The organism is Cryobacterium sp. TMT1-2-2 (assembly GCF_004403505.1).
In the GTDB taxonomy this organism is placed as follows: domain Bacteria; phylum Actinomycetota; class Actinomycetes; order Actinomycetales; family Microbacteriaceae; genus Cryobacterium; species Cryobacterium flavum.
On the sequence record NZ_SOGS01000013.1, the window covers coordinates 160,740 to 178,720 of the forward strand.

25 protein-coding genes are annotated in these 17,981 nt (G+C 61.1%); 12 read left to right on the top strand and 13 right to left on the bottom strand.

Going from position 1 to position 17,981, the window contains the following annotated elements; genetic code table 11:
* Nucleotides 1-40: 40 nt before the first annotated feature.
* Nucleotides 41-766: a tyrosine-protein phosphatase gene (locus tag E3T35_RS08940; protein ID WP_134378587.1), complete on the top strand. Its 726-nt coding sequence runs from the start codon at nucleotides 41-43 to the stop codon at nucleotides 764-766.
* A gap of 24 nt (nucleotides 767-790) precedes the next feature.
* On the opposite strand, the gene E3T35_RS08945 is transcribed toward E3T35_RS08940, so the two are convergent.
* Nucleotides 791-1,363: a GNAT family N-acetyltransferase gene (locus E3T35_RS08945; RefSeq protein ID WP_134378589.1), complete on the bottom strand. Its 573-nt coding sequence runs from the start codon at nucleotides 1,361-1,363 to the stop codon at nucleotides 791-793.
* Between the two features lie 431 nt (nucleotides 1,364-1,794).
* Between E3T35_RS08945 and E3T35_RS08950 the strand changes: the two genes are divergently transcribed.
* Entirely contained in the window at nucleotides 1,795-2,031 is a 237-nt protein-coding gene (locus E3T35_RS08950) for a hypothetical protein (protein ID WP_134344190.1), read from the top strand.
* Nucleotides 2,032-2,483: 452 nt separating this feature from the next.
* On the opposite strand, the gene E3T35_RS08955 is transcribed toward E3T35_RS08950, so the two are convergent.
* Nucleotides 2,484-3,695, bottom strand: coding sequence for an FAD-binding domain-containing protein (locus tag E3T35_RS08955; protein ID WP_134344188.1), 1,212 nt, complete (start codon nucleotides 3,693-3,695; stop codon nucleotides 2,484-2,486).
* 130 nt (nucleotides 3,696-3,825) lie between these two features.
* On the opposite strand from E3T35_RS08955, the gene E3T35_RS08960 reads away from it, so the two are divergent.
* Nucleotides 3,826-4,206: a nuclear transport factor 2 family protein gene (locus E3T35_RS08960; RefSeq protein WP_134378591.1), complete on the top strand. Its 381-nt coding sequence runs from the start codon at nucleotides 3,826-3,828 to the stop codon at nucleotides 4,204-4,206.
* Between the two features lie 112 nt (nucleotides 4,207-4,318).
* Here E3T35_RS08960 and E3T35_RS08965 read toward each other — a convergent pair whose 3' ends face one another.
* Nucleotides 4,319-5,365 carry a S66 peptidase family protein gene (locus tag E3T35_RS08965; RefSeq protein WP_134378593.1) on the bottom strand — a complete coding sequence of 349 codons (1,047 nt, stop codon included), beginning with the start codon at nucleotides 5,363-5,365 and terminating at the stop codon, nucleotides 4,319-4,321.
* A gap of 88 nt (nucleotides 5,366-5,453) precedes the next feature.
* On the opposite strand from E3T35_RS08965, the gene E3T35_RS08970 reads away from it, so the two are divergent.
* Nucleotides 5,454-5,960 (top strand): GNAT family N-acetyltransferase, encoded by a 507-nt coding sequence (locus E3T35_RS08970; RefSeq protein WP_134378595.1) that lies wholly within the window; start codon nucleotides 5,454-5,456, stop codon nucleotides 5,958-5,960.
* A gap of 124 nt (nucleotides 5,961-6,084) precedes the next feature.
* Here E3T35_RS08970 and E3T35_RS19770 read toward each other — a convergent pair whose 3' ends face one another.
* The 3 genes from E3T35_RS19770 to E3T35_RS08985 form a co-directional block, all read right to left on the bottom strand.
* A complete protein-coding gene (locus E3T35_RS19770; RefSeq protein WP_241988786.1) occupies nucleotides 6,085-6,861 on the bottom strand; it encodes a GNAT family N-acetyltransferase in 777 nt (258 codons plus the stop codon).
* 204 nt (nucleotides 6,862-7,065) lie between these two features.
* Nucleotides 7,066-7,515, bottom strand: coding sequence for a cytotoxic translational repressor of toxin-antitoxin stability system (locus E3T35_RS08980; protein WP_134378597.1), 450 nt, complete (start codon nucleotides 7,513-7,515; stop codon nucleotides 7,066-7,068).
* Nucleotides 7,508-7,927 carry a prevent-host-death protein gene (locus tag E3T35_RS08985; RefSeq protein ID WP_134378599.1) on the bottom strand — a complete coding sequence of 140 codons (420 nt, stop codon included), beginning with the start codon at nucleotides 7,925-7,927 and terminating at the stop codon, nucleotides 7,508-7,510. Before E3T35_RS08985 ends, E3T35_RS08980 begins: the two co-directional genes overlap by 8 nt.
* Nucleotides 7,928-8,184: 257 nt before the next feature.
* Here E3T35_RS08985 and E3T35_RS08990 point away from each other — a divergent pair, with 257 nt between their 5' ends.
* Complete coding sequence (locus tag E3T35_RS08990) at nucleotides 8,185-8,523, top strand: PadR family transcriptional regulator (RefSeq protein WP_134344181.1); 339 nt, start codon at nucleotides 8,185-8,187, stop codon at nucleotides 8,521-8,523.
* The gene (locus E3T35_RS08995; protein ID WP_134378601.1) at nucleotides 8,520-9,137 is read left to right on the top strand and encodes a hypothetical protein; all 618 of its coding nucleotides are present in this window, start codon (nucleotides 8,520-8,522) and stop codon (nucleotides 9,135-9,137) included. The genes E3T35_RS08990 and E3T35_RS08995 overlap by 4 nt, the downstream gene beginning before the upstream one ends.
* A 195-nt stretch (nucleotides 9,138-9,332) precedes the next feature.
* Here E3T35_RS08995 and E3T35_RS09000 read toward each other — a convergent pair whose 3' ends face one another.
* Both E3T35_RS09000 and E3T35_RS09005 read right to left on the bottom strand, forming a co-directional pair.
* Nucleotides 9,333-9,599 (bottom strand): type II toxin-antitoxin system RelE/ParE family toxin, encoded by a 267-nt coding sequence (locus tag E3T35_RS09000; protein ID WP_134344178.1) that lies wholly within the window; start codon nucleotides 9,597-9,599, stop codon nucleotides 9,333-9,335.
* Nucleotides 9,596-9,814 carry a TraY domain-containing protein gene (locus tag E3T35_RS09005; protein ID WP_092448772.1) on the bottom strand — a complete coding sequence of 73 codons (219 nt, stop codon included), beginning with the start codon at nucleotides 9,812-9,814 and terminating at the stop codon, nucleotides 9,596-9,598. The genes E3T35_RS09000 and E3T35_RS09005 overlap by 4 nt, the downstream gene beginning before the upstream one ends.
* Nucleotides 9,815-9,928: 114 nt before the next feature.
* Between E3T35_RS09005 and E3T35_RS09010 the strand changes: the two genes are divergently transcribed.
* A complete protein-coding gene (locus E3T35_RS09010; protein WP_134344177.1) occupies nucleotides 9,929-10,399 on the top strand; it encodes a GNAT family N-acetyltransferase in 471 nt (156 codons plus the stop codon).
* Nucleotides 10,400-10,653: 254 nt separating this feature from the next.
* The gene (locus tag E3T35_RS09015) at nucleotides 10,654-11,139 is read left to right on the top strand and encodes a hypothetical protein (RefSeq protein ID WP_241988787.1); all 486 of its coding nucleotides are present in this window, start codon (nucleotides 10,654-10,656) and stop codon (nucleotides 11,137-11,139) included.
* Between the two features lie 386 nt (nucleotides 11,140-11,525).
* Here E3T35_RS09015 and E3T35_RS09020 read toward each other — a convergent pair whose 3' ends face one another.
* Nucleotides 11,526-12,320: a class I SAM-dependent methyltransferase gene (locus tag E3T35_RS09020; protein WP_134378603.1), complete on the bottom strand. Its 795-nt coding sequence runs from the start codon at nucleotides 12,318-12,320 to the stop codon at nucleotides 11,526-11,528.
* A 130-nt stretch (nucleotides 12,321-12,450) separates the two neighbouring features.
* Between E3T35_RS09020 and E3T35_RS09025 the strand changes: the two genes are divergently transcribed.
* The gene (locus tag E3T35_RS09025) at nucleotides 12,451-13,239 is read left to right on the top strand and encodes a helix-turn-helix transcriptional regulator (protein ID WP_166789888.1); all 789 of its coding nucleotides are present in this window, start codon (nucleotides 12,451-12,453) and stop codon (nucleotides 13,237-13,239) included.
* 191 nt (nucleotides 13,240-13,430) lie between these two features.
* On the opposite strand, the gene E3T35_RS09030 is transcribed toward E3T35_RS09025, so the two are convergent.
* From E3T35_RS09030 to E3T35_RS09045, 4 genes are all read right to left on the bottom strand, one after another.
* On the bottom strand, nucleotides 13,431-14,069 hold the full coding sequence (locus E3T35_RS09030; protein WP_134378607.1) for a hypothetical protein: 639 nt from the start codon (nucleotides 14,067-14,069) through the stop codon (nucleotides 13,431-13,433).
* 28 nt (nucleotides 14,070-14,097) lie between these two features.
* On the bottom strand, nucleotides 14,098-14,592 hold the full coding sequence (locus E3T35_RS09035) for a helix-turn-helix domain-containing protein (RefSeq protein WP_134378609.1): 495 nt from the start codon (nucleotides 14,590-14,592) through the stop codon (nucleotides 14,098-14,100).
* A gap of 285 nt (nucleotides 14,593-14,877) precedes the next feature.
* Nucleotides 14,878-15,444 carry a DUF4913 domain-containing protein gene (locus E3T35_RS09040; protein WP_241988788.1) on the bottom strand — a complete coding sequence of 189 codons (567 nt, stop codon included), beginning with the start codon at nucleotides 15,442-15,444 and terminating at the stop codon, nucleotides 14,878-14,880.
* A gap of 7 nt (nucleotides 15,445-15,451) precedes the next feature.
* A complete protein-coding gene (locus E3T35_RS09045) occupies nucleotides 15,452-15,877 on the bottom strand; it encodes a single-stranded DNA-binding protein (protein WP_134378611.1) in 426 nt (141 codons plus the stop codon).
* Between the two features lie 176 nt (nucleotides 15,878-16,053).
* On the opposite strand from E3T35_RS09045, the gene E3T35_RS09050 reads away from it, so the two are divergent.
* From E3T35_RS09050 to E3T35_RS09060, 3 genes are all read left to right on the top strand, one after another.
* Nucleotides 16,054-16,767: a VOC family protein gene (locus E3T35_RS09050; RefSeq protein ID WP_370449315.1), complete on the top strand. Its 714-nt coding sequence runs from the start codon at nucleotides 16,054-16,056 to the stop codon at nucleotides 16,765-16,767.
* 194 nt (nucleotides 16,768-16,961) lie between these two features.
* Nucleotides 16,962-17,462: a hypothetical protein gene (locus tag E3T35_RS09055; protein WP_241988789.1), complete on the top strand. Its 501-nt coding sequence runs from the start codon at nucleotides 16,962-16,964 to the stop codon at nucleotides 17,460-17,462.
* Nucleotides 17,463-17,469: 7 nt separating this feature from the next.
* Nucleotides 17,470-17,934: a hypothetical protein gene (locus E3T35_RS09060; RefSeq protein WP_241988790.1), complete on the top strand. Its 465-nt coding sequence runs from the start codon at nucleotides 17,470-17,472 to the stop codon at nucleotides 17,932-17,934.
* The last annotated feature ends 47 nt before the right edge of the window (nucleotides 17,935-17,981 follow it).

Consider the following 17,981-nt stretch of genomic DNA (forward strand, 5'->3'; position numbering starts at 1 on the left):
GACTTCCGACCGAATGCCCTTCGGCAACTAGATTGGCACGATGCGAAACCTCAACTGGAACGGCTACTTCAACGCCCGCGATCTCGGTGGCCTACCCACGCCGCTCTCGGCCACCGGATCGACAGTCTTCAAGCGCGTAGCTCGGGGTCCGCGTCAGGAAATGCTCACTGATTCGGGTTGGGCTGAAGCACGCCAGTGGGGGCTATCGACAGTGGTGGATCTGCGCTGCACGCATGAGGTTGGAGGTCGAGAGGGTGACCCCGTGATCGACAACTTCACACACTCCAGCCTGGTGATAGTGAGCGCACCGACTGAGGATCAGAACAACCCCGAGTTCCGTGAAGTTTGCTTTCCAATTCTTGATTCGCCCGAATACTGGCGACACAACTGGCGAATACTCCCAAATCTGGTCCGTGAAACGATGCAAGCTATCGCGAACGCTGAAACGGGGGTGCTCATCCATTGCAGTGCAGGCCGTGATCGCACCGGGATGATCAGCGCTCTGCTCCTGGGCAACGCGGGCGTCTCGCCCGATGATGTGGCAGGCGACTATGCGGAATCGGTGCGAGCAATGGCCGGCGCGAAAACCCACGCACCAACCCATGATCGGCAGGCATCGTGGTCGGTCACGGAAGCCGACCAATGGATTGCCGAGACTGCTTCGATCGTTCGGGAGGCGGCAGCTAACACCGACGCTGTTTTCGACACCATTGGCCTTTCGCAGGACGAACGAAGCCGTCTGCGCGAGCTACTGACGGAGGTGTGAAAATACAACCCGATAGCCGAACCCCTACCGGGCGTCGTTTTGTGTGTGAATCAGAACCAGCCCAGGTTTCCCATTTGGCGCGTCCGGTCCATGTCCCAAGCTGCGGTATCTCATTCGCAGGTAGAGCCGCAGCGCTGGCGTTTCAAAGTCTGTCGTCTGAAGCCAGTGCGTCTGGGCATTGGATCCATTCATGAGCGATTCAAGGAGCACGGCCCCCAGGCCACGACGCCCGGCCACCGGATGTACGGCAAGCAGCAATACGGCAAACGATTCGTCGATCAGAGCCGCGGAATCAGGGCCAAGTCTATGGCGGAGTTGCTGCGACCAAACGTCCGTTTCGGATTCCCACGACCACGGATGGCCATAGGCGAATCCAACAAGATTCCCACTGACCAGGACACCCACTCCAACGACGTCATTCCGTTGACGCGCATACCCATAAAGCCGAGCAAATGAATGTGCGACCTCCGGGGCCTCGCTCAGTGGTGGCAGGCGAGAAGCCGATGCATACAACTCCTCGATTACTTCGACTCTCGGCAGGTTTGCCAAATCTGGGTATGTCCGGATTTCGATGTCTGAACGTTCAGAGGAAATCATTCTTCTATCCCACCACAGCCATGGCCGTTGCCCGTAAGCCGAACGTTTAACGGGTCTCGAGTAGATCGACCGCGGGTACAGAACGACGCGCGCTGGTGGGGCACTCGTCATTGCAATGGTGGCAACTGATGCCCCGGCCATGGCGTCTACCCACTCGGTTTCCTCCGCATCCTCGACCGTAGTCACGACTCATGCGACCTCAGCTGTGGCCTCGGCTGCGACGGCCATTCGGTCTGCGCGGGATCTTGGGCCGTTCTGGGCTCAGGCCGAAAGACTGATTGGCGGCTTCTCTGGGGCTCTAATCGCTTCCGCGACTAGCCCGTGGGCGGCGGCGGCCGCATGCCGGCCTACCTCGGTAGTGTGAGCCAAGAGAAGCGCGACAAGGCCGGGAATTTCGCCTACTGATGAATACAAAACTGAAGGAGAACACCGTGACCGAAAGACGGGAAGGTCAGGCCAAGCGGCCAAGCGGCCGTCAGATCGTGGGCTGGGTCGCGATCGTGTTCTGCGGGTTGCTGGCCTTCGTTAATGCCGCCACGATCGCGTCCAGTGATGGGATGCGCGCGTTTCTGATCGTCGCCGACGTCGTGCTTATTGGAATCTTGGTTACCCTTCTGGGCCGCTGGTTCTTCAAACGCGAGAACCCTGCGGGTCCGAAGGGGCGCTGACGACCCTTCCCATTTTTGAAGAGGGGCAGCACACATGGGCTGCCCCTCTATTTTGTCTATCCACAGGTAGGTGTCGCGCTCCGCTCCGCGGCACTCGATTTGCGCAGTGGGCCCATTCTTGCCTCGGACGCTGACCGCCACTAACCCAATGAAGGTCAGTCTTGCTGCCCATCCCGCAAGCGTAACCCTTGAGGGGTCTGCTGCACGGTTAGGTGACAGTAGCCGAAATCCCCCTGAAAACATTGGTGACAGGGCATTTCGTCGACGATGTGAGGTAATCACGAGACTCTCCGCGTGCTCCTCCAATGTGGGTACGGCGTTGTGAAATACATCGCAGTATTGACTGAACCGACTAGTAAGCAGTTACCGACGCTCTGGGCATTGTGCCGCGTGATGTGTCCGGCGGATGCTCGACTCTGCTGATCGTGTCGCCCTGTGTCAGGGTCCCGGGTCTACAAGCCCTGCTGGCGCAGCAGTTCAGGAATCCGCTCGCGGAAAGGGAAGAACCCGCGCGCGGCGTAGGGCCAAGCGAGCGCGTCCCAGCGCCGCCTGACGATCGTGACCGTTACTCCCTCCGAGGCGAGAGCGGCGCCGAGCGTCAGCATCCGTTTCTGCACCGGGCCTACCGGTGCGTTCGGCATAACCACCGTATCGAGGCGTTCGGACTCCGCCCACTTCAGAACCGTGGAGGGGAGCGCGTCGGGTAGCACTCTCGCCGGTCGCCCGAGGGCGTCTAAGGCCCGCTTGGCAGCGTCATCGAGGGCTGATGCCGTGAATCGACGCACTGCATCCGAGGCGCCGGAGGGCGAGCGCTCGTCGGGATCGGTGGATCCGGCGATAGCCACGAGTCGGCTGTTCGAATCCAACCAGGAAAGCTCGGCGCGCAGGCTTGCCGCGTCCAGATCCTCTTCGTGCAGCAACAGCCCCACTCGGGCGCCCAATGGGGTGGACTCGGCGGGAGCAATCGGTGCCCGCGTTGGCAGTGGCTCTTCGATGATCGCTCGTGCCGACGTGGCGAGTCCCGATGGCGAGAACCGGCCCTCGGTGTAGCGAGAAATGTTCGATGCCGTCGCGAGGTAGGTCTTTCCGGCGGTCTGAAGCCCGGCAACCCACCGCCAGGAGAGCGTGTTGGAGGCGGCATCGCCATCAAGAAGGTGTCGGTAGAAGAAGTCCGCACCGAGTTGCCACGGCAGGCCGAGCGTGAAGATCCAGATGCTCGCAAACCACATGCGGGTGTGGTTGTGCAGGTATCCGGTGTCCACAAGCTCACGCACCCACGCATCCATCGCATCAATGCCGGTGTGCCCAGCGATAGCTTCGCGGTAACCTCCGGAGCGTGTGTCACTCGCGAGCCCGAGCTCGGCCACATCGCGGCGATACCGTCGCCACACCTCGGGATTCTGCTCGAGCCATCCCTTCCAGTACGTCCGCCAGAAGACTTCCTGCACAAATTTCTCGCATGCACCGAACCGATGCCGTTCAAGCACAGCCGAAACCACTTCGCGCTCGGTCAGGAGTCTGTGGCGGAGGTACGGAGAGAGACCGGAGACGTTTTCACGGGAGGGTCCAGTGTCGTGATTGCGGTCTCGCGTGTAATCCAACCCTGCATGAGGGACGAACAGGCCGAGGGTTTCGAGGCCGGCAGCTCGGGTAGGAGTGAACATCCCTCTCATCATGCACCATGTGAATTTGAGAAGGTCCCGGTCGGCCCCCTGGGGCAACGCTAAACGGCGTCGAGTATGTCAATCACCCGCGGTACAGGCTGGCAGTCGCCGTTGCTGTTAGACAGGACTTATGAACATCGATCCTGCGACCGTGGTGAATATCGAGCGAGAGAGACTTCGCGCGCTCGTCGAACGCGACATGGCCGTTGCGGAGCGCCTCCATGCGCCCGATTACCAACTTGTGACGCCCAACGGATCCACACGGACAAAATCGACCTATCTCAGCGACGTGGAATCGAAGCGACTCGAGTACCTCGTGTTCGAGGCCGAATCAGAAATCTCCGTTAAATCGTCGGGGAACCTTATGATTCTGAGATACATCGCACGAATAGTCCTCAGCGTCGGCATAGCCGATGAGCTTGAATTCCGCGCCTGGCACACTGATGTTTACGAGCATCAAGATGGCCATTGGATGGTCTGCTGGTCGCAGGCCACCACAATCGCCCCATAGTGCAGCAGCCTGCGGGCCAGTGCCCGAAAGGCGAACCCTGTGCCGGACGACAACAAGGTTGGAGTCGCCACCATCAGTTGCGGCCGACGGCTAAAAACGTAGTGCGTTGACTTCAGCTGTAGTCGGCGCTGACTTTGCGGGCTATGCCGTCGAGCCGGATCGTGTTGCCGTGCGGGACGATCCACTGCGGTCTGGTGTGTCCGAATGGCACTCCAACGCAGATCACGGATCCGGAGTTATATCGCGCGACTTGCTCGATGATGGTGTCGCGCTGAACTGCGCGCAGTCGAGCGCGCTCGTTCGCTAACGGGACGGCTGAATTCAGTTCGCTGACGGGTGGCCGGGCGACGAGAACACCGGCGACGGCATCGAGAACTCCTCGCTCGCCCAAGGCCCGCACCCAACGCTTCACGGTGTCGGTATTTGGGAGTTCCTCGCTCGTTTCGAGCAAGAGAATCGCTCCGTCCAGGTCGGTGACGTCGGGCATCCGGTTGGCGAGAGCGATTTGATCTATGACTTCGATGCATCCACCCCACGTCGGACCTTCGGCCACAGTATTTGCGCCCGCCCATGCCCACGGTTCGGTCGGTTCACGAATACCGAATTCCCTCAGGGCGCGGCGATCCGTCCACGAGACGCCGAAGTCTTCGGACTCGCCCGGATCGGTGAGGTCGATAATGCCTCCGTCAAGAAGCGCCGCACGAAGTGAAGCCACATGCACGTCATCGACATGCGGGCCTGGTCCGAGGTGAACTTGTGTTGAGCCACCGTAGTAGCTGGGCACCCCGAGGTTCCAGAGAAGGTTGTGCAGGTTCGTGTTGTCACTGTATCCGAAGAACGGTTTGGGGTTTGAGGCAAGGATGTCGGTGTCGATATGTGGGATGACGGTTATCTGATCATCCCCTCCGATCGTTGCCAGAACCGCCCGAATACTCGGATCAGCGAACGCCGCCTCAATATCGGCAGCTCGCGCCTCGGCGCTCGCACCGAGCTGCCGTGTCGTTGGATACTCAACCGGCACAAGCCCAGTGACTTCTGTGAGGCGTCGCATCGCCTGCTCGTGAACGTCCTCGGACACCGCCGGAGCCGCGAACGCCGGGGATAGGATCGCGACTCGATCGCCGACAGTGGCCTTGGGGACGTTAGTGAATGTGCGCATCCAGTCATTGAATCAGAGGATCGGATCGCCACGCACGTACATAACGCCGGCAAAAAGAACGACCTGTGGGCGTGGATAGGCTGGTCCGATGCTATTCCAGACCGAACATCTATCGGTGCGACAGTTTCGCCACGACGACCTCAACGACTTCTCAGCCCTCTGCGCGGACCCGAACGTGATGCGATTTGTCGGGGACGGGACCGTCCTCAGCCGCCCCGAAGTATCGCAGTGGATCGAAATCTGCGAGCGAAAGTACGTCGATCGCGGTTACGGTACCTCGGCCGTCTTCGACGCGCGATCTGGCGAGTTTGTAGGCTACTGTGGCGTGATTCGAGCGCCGGATCGAGACTTCGATGAACTCACGTATGTCTTGCATCAGAAGGCTTGGGGCAACGGTTATGCAACGGAAATCGGGATCGGCATGCTCGACCACGTGTTTCGCATCTCATCACTGGGCTCCATCTCGGCGACGATCGAGCCGGAGAACGAGGTCTCCAAGCGCGTCGCGGCGAAGTTGGGGATGATTGAACTGCCATTCGATACCGAAGACGTGAGTCATTGGAAGATTACACGCGAGCAGAACTGCGCTCGATAGCTCTATTGAGTCCCCTGACGTGCAACCCTGTTCACGGTGTCGGTCGACCAACCCTCTACGCGGGATCGCTTCCCTGGACAAGCCCAGCTCTCATCGCAGGTTCAGGTGCTGAGACGGCGTGGGGCTACCGTCCGGTCACGGAGTAGCGGCGTTCGATTTCTGAAGTCGCGTGGCCCCACGCACTGCCGGCGCCCCGTTCCCGGTGAGCCTCGAAGGCGGCTGCATCCTCGAAGCGCTCCTCGACCTGCCATATCAGCGGATTGTTCGTCGTCGTGACGATAAAGGATCGGCATCCCGGTTCATCGCGGGTCAGGGAAAGATGCAGTGGCAGGTGATCCCGCACAGTGGCCATCTGGTCCTCGGTGTGGCAAACAAGCTGCCCGGTCAGGCGCACCTCAGAGCCGAGTAGGTTCTTTTTCATCTTGTAGTTGGTCAGCTGCACGCCGGCCTTCACTGGGTGCTGTTCTGCCTCGACGGTGAATCCGTAGCGTTCGAAGAACGGGCGGGCTGTAACGCTGACGTCGGCCGTTAGCGCTGCCATGTGCGCCTTACGCGCGTGAGCCTCCACGTAGCCGATCAGCTGTCGCGCTACCCCTTGTCTCTGATGTCGCGGGGCGACGAACAGCATGTCGATGTACCCCGCAGGGTTCACGTCAGAGAAACCGGCCGGTGCGCCATCGATGGTCGCCACGTAACTGTTCCGCGCCTGCATAGCCGCATGCCAGGTGGACAGGTCGCGATCTTCTGGCCGAGCCCAGGCTTGAATCTGCTCCGGCGAATAGTCGGCGGCAGCGGTCTCGGTCACCGCGGCAAGAAATATTGCCAATGTGCCTGCGGCATCCGCATGACCGTACGGACGAATGGCAACGGCCTGCGTATCCCTGCTTTTGTCCAATTCCACAGAACTAGCATCTCACCGCGACCGGTCACAACTTTGCAGCTCCTGCGGTGCCCGTAAGACGGACCTCTTACGGGACGTTCAACACGGTGAACCAGTCGGCGTCCGGCGTCTCTGCAGTTCAGCAAAATCAGGCCATAGAGAGTCGCTGTCACCAGCACGGTGACCCTTCCCGAAGCCTCATCCGTCCAGTAGCTGTCGAATCACTCACGAACTGCGTTGATGCCCGTAGCGCTCCGCCATCTTCTCGGAGAGCAGCTGCGCTGCTTCCGCCGCGGTGAGTGCCAGGCTCTCACTTTCCTCAACGCCGAGTTCGTTGAGCGCCCGAACAAGATACAGCGGTAATGGCTCCCTCTGGGTCACGGTTTCGGGTGCCCCGCGGGTCGGCAACTTCTTCTCACGAACACAGGCCCAGAACGCCTCAGCGTCAACGGCGAGCTGGGTTCGCAGAATGTGGTTCCACATCCCGGCAGAGTACGTAGACCTGTCGACGGGTCGGGAGATTCGAGTGCGGAGGATCTGCCCGTCCCAGAGCGCCAACTCATAGGTGCGGTGATGCCTGACAGGCTGTCCTGACGCGCCGCGTACGAGCTGCCACTTCTCCACCACGCAGAAATCATCGTGGTCCTCGCGGGTCGCGGCCGGGTACTTACTCACCGCCGCGCTCAAGCCATTCGAGGAGCTGCTCGTCGGTTGAAAGTTTGATGAGCTGCACGAGTGCCCAGTTGCCGGCGTGATTCGGAGCACGGTCCAGTCGGTCGTCCCAGTCTTCGGCGTACTCACGAAGCGACAGAGCGAGGTCAGCGAGGGCGCCGTCAACATCCGTACCCTCAGACACGAAGGGGCGACCATCCATCAACGCAATAGTGCGATCATCTTCCCGAGTGACGCGAACGCGCGGCGATACAGTTCGAGAGAAGTATGCCCGGAGTCGATCCAACGGCATGACCGCAGAGAGCTGACCATCGCGCTGCACGGTGACGGTTCGCCCGCGAGCGGTCGCATCGAACACCTCCTTGAGATGCGAGCGCGCGTCTGTAAAGGACCTGTAATCGGCGACGAGTGGCATTTCAACCTTCCTGCGCAGGCGAACCCGCGCGTGCAAACGTACACTGAGTACGTCATGTACATGATATCTCGGTGTCACCTCGAATGGCTACCTCGGCCACGAACTCACCGCAACTGCACCCGTCCATATCGACCCAATGGATGCACACGTACCCGTAAGCCGAACCCCCTACGGGCGCAATCCCCTATTGCGGCCACGACTGCTGTCCGCAGCGGTCCAGTTGATCTAACCTTGCATTACCCGGTATGGTGCTATGCATGGGTATACCCGAAGATAAAGTCCTAACGAACCTGCGGAAGGGCGTCCTGGAATTCTGCCTGCTCGCGCTGCTGCGTGAAGGGGAGTGGTACGGGCTGGACATCGCTCGCCGCCTCAGCGAGCGAGGACTCCTGGCCGGCGAAGGTACGGTCTACCCGCTTCTGTCCCGCCTTCGCCGGTCGGGCTTGGTCACCACTGAGTGGAGTGAATCCGACGCTGGTCGCCCCCGACGGTATTACACCCTGACCGATCTCGGCCGCGACAATCTGCGGGCGTTCTCGGAGGTTTGGGGTCCGTTCCGAAGCACGGTCGACAACATCTTGGAGACGAAGTCATGAACCTGAAGACCAGCTCACGCGCAACGCAGGACAGGCGGTACTTAGCTCAACTGGCAAAAGAGCTGGCGAGCGTTCCCAAGAAGTACCGTACGGAAGTCCTCGACGGCATTCGAACCCACATCAGCGACGCTCTGGAGCGCGGCGATGTGGGCGTAGCCGCTATCCTCGACCAACTCGGCACACCATCCGTCGTGGCCGCCCAGGCCATGCATGGCCTCGATGAGGAATCGGGTCGATTCGCGCATCCGACCTCCTCGACCCGAGGTCGCAAACTGCAGGTGTGGTCGTTCGCCGTCGCACTGCTCGTGGTCCTCTTGGGAGGCTTCTTCTCAGCTCAGCCGAGTCTGACGGTCCCCATTTTGCTGTCCGCCCTTCCCCCGCTGGCGCTGACACTTGTTCCCCTGCTCACTCGCGGGCCACGCTGGCTGCTCGTATCGGCCATTTGCGCCACTGCCCTGACGGCGTTTCTCGTGACCGCAGGAGTCCTGAGTATCGCGATGAACAGCTTCGCCTTCCCCCTCACGCTCTTCCTCATCCCGACACAGACCATGGCAGTGTTCTATCTTCCGATGCTCGTATTGGCGATCATCCCGCTGTTCCTGCGCCGTCCATAGAGTTTGCGACCCGATCTGAGAGCCGAACAGCAGTGGCCCGACCACTCACAAACGACATACGAGCGCACCGGCCCTGAATCCAACGGACGTGAGAGGAATCCTTGCTCCCCGCCCACGAGCCGAACGCTCTGCGGGACACGTCTCGTTTCGCTGGCCATATCGCACTTGGTGCGTCGAGCGGCGCTGCTGATGTGTTTAGAGCCTGTTGTAGACCTCGCGACGATGTGCAACCTCGACAATGAGGATGAGGATTTGATCGTCGTCAATATTTGTGAGGATTCGGTAATCGCCGACCCGGTAACGCCAGAATTCTTCGTTGACGAGCTTTTTACCGAGCTGGCGCGGATTGTCTAGTACGGAAAGCTTCTGCTCAAGAAAATCACGAATCCGTTTCGCGGCGGCCGAGTCGAGTTTCCTGACCTGTTTTGCAGCTCTCGGGGTGAATCTGATCGTGTAGCTCACACAGGCCAGACCACATCGGCGAGGTCAATGGCGTCGTCGTTGGACTGAGTGAATTCCTCGAGCGCATCCTTGGCCAAGAGATAGTCTTCGTTCTCGTCCAGATACTGGGTCAATGCTTCGGTCGCATAAAACGTTTTCGACCGCCCAGTGCGCTCCGACAGATATTGCAGGCGATGATCCGTTTCATCGTCAACGCGGAGATTGATTTGCGGCATATGGAATCCCTCCTCAGAGTGCTATACAAATATAGCATCAGATGGGTCGCATAAATCGGAACTGCTGCGACCAGGAATCGCTGGCCGGCGACACTTGTCTGGAAGAATTGACGGATGACTGTGACCCTTCAGCGAATCCTCACCAGCGAGTTCCCAGCGTGGTTGGACCGCAGCTGTACCGAATACGTCGGTGATTTGGTTACCCAGGGTGGATCGTACGAGGAAGCTCAACGCATCGCGGTCGAGAGCATGGCTCGTTCGTTCCCGGATGGTTCTCCGTGCCCCGGCAATGACGTCTTTCACGTCCTGAACGAGGCGGGTGAGGCAGTGGGATACCTGTGGATCGGACAGGATATCAGCGCCGATCCAGGGGCGTGGTGGGTCTGGGACGTCGTCATCAACGCTGACCAGCGCGGTCAGGGTTTCGGACGAGCTGCAATGCTCCTTGGCGAGGAATACGCACGCTCACAAGGTGCGCATTCTCTCGGCCTCAGTGTCTTCGGATTCAACAGCGGCGCCCGGGGGCTCTACAACTCCCTTGGATACGAAACAACCTCGGTGAAGATGCTCAAGAAGCTCATCTGAGCCTTCCGAAAGAGACAGCGAGCCGCATGACTCCAACTGCCACTTTTGTACTGGTCACCCTCGGCGTGATGGCCATGCGCTTCGCCATTGCCGGTGGGCTTCGCCGCAGAGCAAGGGCCCGAGACAAGCGCCCGTTAACGGAACGGTTATCGGGACGCCTCACCATTCCGATAGGGATTGGTTACCTTCGACTCCGACTGGTGAAGGAGTACCCTTGCTTCGTGTGCCGACGTGAGGGAGATGAGACGAGAGTCTTGCATCTTAACGTCGGAGGTTCGACCCGCGCCGAACTGCGGACGAAACTGGGCTCACACGGCGTCTTGCTCAACGCGTACGCCGACATGCTGCTCGATCACACGGTCTTCGATCCGCGCGCCCAGGAGGAGATCAAGATCATCGAGCGCAATGTAGGTGAGCTCGGTCTGCGCACCGGGGCGACGCTACTGGAGGTCTTCGCTGTGGCCCGTGAACGAGGATTTGCGCTCTGCCCCCCAGACACCGGCCCGTATCTCCGGCTCGCAATGGCCTCGCAGGCAAACGCGCCTGATTCGGTTCTGTCCGCCGGCAGGTCACCGGTGGGCGCGCTCAAGGTCGCCTCGGCACCATTCAGCGACGACGTGGCGTATCCGAAAGGTTTCTATCTACGCGTCGTCGACGGCCAGCAGTGGCTGCGTGGGTTCCGCTGCGACCATGAGTACCTATTTTCGCCGGAGGACAGGTTCGCATTCCAGCCGTTGTAGATGGGAGCAGCGGGTGCGAAGGGACTGCGTCGTCCAGGTTCGTATCGCGAGCTAGTGAGCCGTTCGCAAGCCGAACGACGTGCGCGACAGGTCTGGGGCCAAACAGTCCTGCGGTCGAGTACCCCGGCTCTGTGTCGCAGGGGAACCCCCTACGGGAAAGAAGAACAGAGCATGCGGCCACCGCTCACCGTCGTCCCGAGGGATCCCTCACCACACATCGCGTCGGTGAGGACCGACGTCCCTGAACGTGCGATTCCGCAGTAACGCTCAAACCGTTCCTGGCATTCGACGTTGGGTCAGTCGACTCAGCTTCCCCGGCCCTGAGGATCGGCATCCGCTGGGGGCGGTGCGCCCAAGAAATAGGCCTCGCCGACGACGATTGCGGTTCACTTCACCCGGCAGATGATCTCGCCGTGGAGAATTGAGAACCAGCCGTCATCGTCTGTTGCCCATTTCGTCCATGCCTTGCTGATTTCTTGCAGCTCCATCTGGGTGGCAAGGCCGGAATCGGTGATTTGACGGGCGATCGCTGAATTGACGATGCGGTCAGCCCACACTCCTCCCCACCAGGCACGCTCGGCCGGGGTGGCATAGCACCAGGTGCTTGAAGTGGCCGTGACGTCTGCGAGCCCGGCAGCGTGAGCCCATGACAATAGCTGGCGACCGGCATCGGGTTCGCCGCCGTTGGCGCGGGCGGCGGTTCGGTATAGATCGAGCCAGGTATCAAGTTCGGGGATCCGCGGCCACCAGCAGAATCCGCTGTAGTCGCTGTCGCGCACGGCCACGATGCCACCGGGCCGAGTGACGCGAGCCATCTCGCGCAGAGCCAGCACGGGGTCGGCGATGTGCTGCAATACCTGATGTGCGTGAGTGACATCGAAGCTCCCGTCGTCGAACTCGAGGGCATGAATGTCCGCGACCCGGAAGTCGATGTTGGACGTGCCGCGCTCCGCCGCAGTTGCCCGGGTGAGCTGTACCTCGTTGGGCCCGATCTCAGTTGCAGTGACCTCCGCGACGAGCCCCGCAAGATCCGCGGTAATCGTGCCCGGACCCGCGCCAACATCGAGCAGGCGATCGGTGGGCCGCAGCAGCGGAAGCAAATACGCCGCGGAATTCTCGGCAGTGCGCGAACGATGTGACCGCAATACGGATTCGTGATAGCCGTGTGTGTAAACCGTCACAGGAGCTCCTTCAGATCGTGGATTCTTTCGTTTTCAAGCCTCCACGGTACGGTGGCGGGTGGGAAGACCGTAATCTTCCTAGGAGCCCTGCACCCACCTGCTGGCGGGGCGGATTCTGAGGAGGATGCCTGTGCCCAACGCGCTTGGTGATTTCCTTCGGGCCCGACGCGCTGACGCCAGTCTGGAGTCCCCGACCGTCTGCGGCGGGATCCGACGACGTGTCACCGGCCTGCGGCGAGAAGAGGTCTCCACCGCTGCAGGGATCAGCGTGGATTACTACACGCGTCTCGAGCAAGGCCGCGAAAACCACCCCAGCGACGCCGTCTTGGACGCCCTAGCCCGAGCACTCCTCCTAGCGCCCGACGCCACAGAACACCTCCACCGTCTTCGCGGAGCGAACCCTGCACAAGCGCGAAACCCGCATGGGGATGAAGGTTTGCTCGCCGAGCGCATGGCGACCTTGGTTGAGGCAGTCCGACCCAACCCCGCATATGTCCTAGACCGGCTGAGCAACATGCTCGCGGCGAACCCAGAAGGACTCGCCCTCTATGACGGCTTCGCAGACGTCTCACCCCAACAGCGGAACACCTGCCGGTATCTGATGACCAACCCTCTCGCGCGCGAGATCTTCCTGGAGTGGGAAGAGATCGCACGTGGGGCCGTCGCCCACCTGCGGGCTGCCAACGCCGATAACCTGCACGACCCTCGGCTTCAGGCTCTCGTTGCGGAGTTGCGTGAGGAAAGTGCGCTGTTCGAGGAATGGTGGAGCGAGCACATCGTCGAGCGACGGCGCACCTCAATCAAGCACATTCGCGCGACGGACGGCTACACCATCGCTCGACGATACGAAGTGCTCCATCTCCCCGAAGATAGGCTCCGCATGACCCTCTGGCTACCGGGGACCTCAGAGGTGCCCTAGCAAAACGCCCAGGCTCGTTGTCCGCGAGAGGGACCCCTCCGGGGCGCGGGTGCTAGCGGGTTTAGGCCTGTGTGTCGAGCCGGACATTGACGCGGCCTCCAAGCGTCCATCAGTTTTGGCTACATGGATCGCTTTGAGTCCGGGCGGTCGCAGGCGGGCGGGGCACCTAGATGAATGTCGATCTCGATCGCTCATTCCCAGGCGAGTGTGAACCAGGCGATCGCGCCGATGTACCCCACGAGAGTAATGAGCGCTAACCGGGTTGGCGTGCTGAACGGGTTGTGTCTGCTGAAGCCGAAAAACGAGTTCGCGTTCAGGAGGTGCAGGAACAGACCCCCGCAGAGCACACCCACATACACCGTCGGTCGAGCGGTGAGGAGGACGACGACGGCGAAGAAGATGTACTCGATGACGAAGGCCGCTCTCGGGTGCTGCCATAGTCCGAATCCGAGCTTGCGGTCTTTGCCACCGAAGCCAAGTACAGGAAGGTCGTGCATGTGCACCACGAGATCGAGGACCCAGTGCGAGATGGCGGCGACCCAAAACAGCACCCCAACTAGGACGCTGTTGTAGAGAAGAGCGACGATCGCGGCGGGCACGAGCGTGAACAGGTTGCCGAGCACCAACGAGTGGGAGAACGGGTAGGAGTCGAATCGAATGGAACGTTGCAGTGGGTCGTTCCGGCCAACCGTGACGCGTTCGCGGCCTATGAGGACGAGGACGGGCCACACTAGGTCCGGCCAGGCCACGCCGACAGCGATCGGGATCACCGGCGAGTCCGGCACGAGCGTAACCAACACTGCAGCAGCTGCGTAGTGACCGATGTACATGGAATTCCGTCGCGGGCGCGAAAACGGGTCAGTCGTTTGCAGCGGCCCGCGAAGGGAGCGAAAGGGGATATTTCGCATCCAACCGTGGGTCGATGACGATTCGGAAGAGAAAGCCGAAGAGTAACCGGACTCCAGCCCAGTAGGCAGGAATAATGAACCATCCGAGCCACGAGATCGTCCCGGTGAGGGCCAGAACGATTGTCGCGAAGGTAACCAGGACTCCCACGCCTTGGAATAGATAGGTGAACGCGTGCGTGATGGAATCACGGCGGGCTTGCTGCGCGCTCTTGCGAGCATCTAACTGTTCCACCGCCTCGCCGAAGCCGATGCTTTCAACGCTCACAAATAGGGCTCTGACAGGTACCTCGAGCGCATTCGCAATCAGAGCGACCGTATCCAAACTGGCATCGCTACCTGCTTCCACGCGTTGGATCGTTCGCCCCGCGACCCCGCTCTCCATCGCCAACCGCTCCTGAGTCCATCCGCGGGCCCGACGGAGTTCACCGATGTGTGTCTTGTTCATGCTCTCAACCTAGGAGACAACCCGGCCGCCTTGCCACGACACCAGCACGACAATCCGACGACAGCGTCAGACATAGTGGAACACCCTCAAGTTCGAGGCCCCTATATTCGTGCCCGGAAGCCGGACGCTGAGCGGGCACGTCCGCACGGATACTGGAATCTGCGGGTCACGAGCCCGAGGGTGTCGCGTTTGCCCCGCCCTTTTAATAGTCGCGCTCAGGTGCGTCAACTGCGACAGCGAAGCAGGTCCTTTTGCGCCCTTCGCAAGAGCCAAGGCTTGGCGATATCAACTAGATTCAGCGCGAGAGTAGAACGATGCCTCGCCATCGCGGCGACGCGCGACATCGTCGACGACGAACTGCACGAAGTCCTCGTCGCGATCGACAATGACAACGTCCTCCACGGCGTCGGCGGGCGCTTCGCCTGGCCATGACGTCTGCCGAGTCGAACGATCCCGCTCCAGCCGCGTCCCCGAGATCGCGACCCATTCGCGAAGTCGCTGGCGGGCATCCGCGAAGTCACGGTGCCAGCCGAGCGGGGCGGAGCCGTGCTGGTCGGAGTCGTAGGCGCCGAGCCAGTGCAGGTGCAGCGCGGAGAGCTCCCAGACGAGTTCGGGGTGTCGATGCCAGAACGGCGGTACGACGGATGCGGGCAGCCCGTAGGTGCGTCGCAGCCAGTTCACCCAGTGGTTGAGTTCGATCCATTCAGTTTCGGCGTCGTCGGCGCTGAGGAGGTTCCAATTGATCGGATGCGGCGGCTCCGCAGTGAGCGGCCCGTCGAGATCTTCCAACGAGCTTGCTCCGAACGCGTCGTCGTGTTCACCGGATGCCCACTCGACCAAGGACTCTGCCATCGCTGCTTCACCACCCCGAGCTGGCGTGAGCAGCTTCCGTCTCGCTGACGATTGCCGTCTGCGTTGCCGCAGCGTCCTGTTCGCTGCCCTGAGCCGAGCGATTGGTTCTAGTGACATGGCCGATCTTCTTGGCGACGAACTCTTCGCGTTGGATGGTTTCACCGTCGCGCTCGATCTGGAAGGTGCGCACATATCCTTCGGCGACGAAGCTGTCGCCTTTGGCGAATCGGGTGAGAGCCCGTTCGGCGGTGGCGCGGTAGGCGACGAGGTCGTGGAACGTCGGCTCGAGCGCGGTGAAGCTGCCGCTGTATTCGTGACGGAAGTGCGGCTGGCCGATGCGCACGTAGAAGCGGGTGTCGCCGTTCTCTGTGACCGACTGCTGAGGGTCGGAAGCGATGAAACCGGACAGCGATTGCTGGGTGTGAAATGCCATGGGACTTGACCTCCTGTGATGTGGGCGAATCATCGTGAGCCGCATTCACCAGGAGGTGCGTAGCGCGCTCCATGCCGGATTGCGCCGAGGCGGTCGGTTGAGAGATATTCATGCCGTCTGGTGTTGAGTATTTCCCGCGCATAGGCTTGGGCACCATGGCGCTCCGACTGGTTCAGGTGAATTTCAAAGCTTGGGATGACGCGGCGCTCGGCCAGTTCTGGGCAGAGGCGCTCGGTTGGGGCGTGTCGAGCGAAGGACCGGGCGTGACCAACGTCGAACCCCACGGACTTGTCGTGCCGGACCCGGCCGCGGTCTGCATCGATGTCGTCTCCGTCCCAGATCCCGAGACGGTGAGCTACCGTGCACACCTCGATTTCGCCAGCACCTCACTCACTCACCAGGCCCAAATGGTGACGCGCCTGAAAGAGTTGGGCGCAACATCCGCTGATATTGGTCAAGGTGACGTGCCATGGACAGTTCTGGCAGACCCGGAGGGCAACGTATTCTGCGTCCTGGAGCCTCGGGCGATGTATGCCGACACCGGGCCGATTGCCGCTGTGGTTGTCAGCTGTGCGGATCCGCGGGCGCTGGCACGATTCTGGAACGAGGCGCTGGACTGGACCCTGCATGAGGTGACCGACGATGTAGCTCGGCTGCGGTCGACTGCGGGTGTCGGTCCGTATCTGGAGTTCGTTCGCGTACCGGACATCACCGTCTGGACCCGCGTCCATCTCGACCTGCGACCGTACCTCCGTGACGACCAGGCAGCCGAGGTGGCCCGGTTGCGGACTCTGGGCGCGGCCGATGCTGACATTGGGCAGGGTGAGGTGCCGTGGGTGGTTCTCACCGACCCCGAGGGCAACGAGTTCTGCGTTCTCACGCCAGGCTGACGCAGGTAGCGGATGTCCGTAGCCCGGTCGCGAGACGCGCTGCACGTTCGGAAGGGTGGGCGCCACCTCGAACGTTGGGCCACGTCGTCATTCAGTCGATTTGTGCCTTTCGCGAGTCACGAGTCGGCGTACGCATCCGCTCGTCGACTTAGTCCGTCTCGTCGAGTGCGTTGAGAGCGAGGCGTGGCTCGAGATTGTTGTCCCTCAAGTACTTCAGCGCACGAGTCCAAGGAAGCCACCTGTTCGACGAGAGCACTACAGCCGCGGAGGATCTCGCAAAGCGCCTGCGCCTGCTGCTCGACGTTGCTGAGGCCGAGACGGGCGGCGAGCCAACGTTCGCCCAAATCGCCGCCTTCCTCGAACTTCGCGGCACGAACCTTTCGCGATCGCGCTGGACCTACATCATCAACGGCCACCGGTACGTTCAGGACCGCGCACTGTTCGAAGGCCTTGCTGCCTACTTCGACGTCGACCCGGCTTTCCTCGCCGGCTCCGAGGAAGCCGAGACCCCGGCCAAGGTCAGCGCCCAACTCGATCTCGTGCGGGCCATGGGTGCGGCCCGAGTCAAGTCGTACGCGGCACGTACACTGGGAGACATCTCTCCCAACGCTTTACGGGCGATCAGCAAATTTTTGGATGCGGAAGTCGCGCAGGGACCGCCAGATGAAACCCCACCCGCGTCCGGAGGGAATTGAGGCGGAAGTGAACAACACAGTGAGTGTGGCGACAGCAGTCGGCGAACTCGCATTGGGCGAGACCTTCACCTTCGACGAGCTCGTTGTGGCAGTGGAGCGCAACCGGGGACGACGACTGCGAATAGTCGAACTTGCCGAACTCGGGGTTGACGATGGTCTGTGCGCAGTCTGGCTCGGAGCGGATCATCAAGACCTGATTCTCCACGCACACAGCGACTCAGTTTTGCACCGGCAGCAGTTTGTGCTGCACGAGCTGGCCCACATCATTCTCGGTCACAATTTCGACGAAGAAGGCCAAGCCATCGACTTCTTACTGCCCGACATCCCTAAAGAAACACGACTGCGATTGCTCAGGCGTCAAAACCTAGATACGGCCGAAGAAGTTGACGCCGAAACCCTAGCCGACATCTTCGCCGCGGCAATCAGACGGTCAACGAGAAACTCCTCTCGATTCGCGGAGATTTTCGGATGATTCCCCTGCTCGTCTCGGCCCTCATGTGGCTGCTCGTGGCCAGCCTG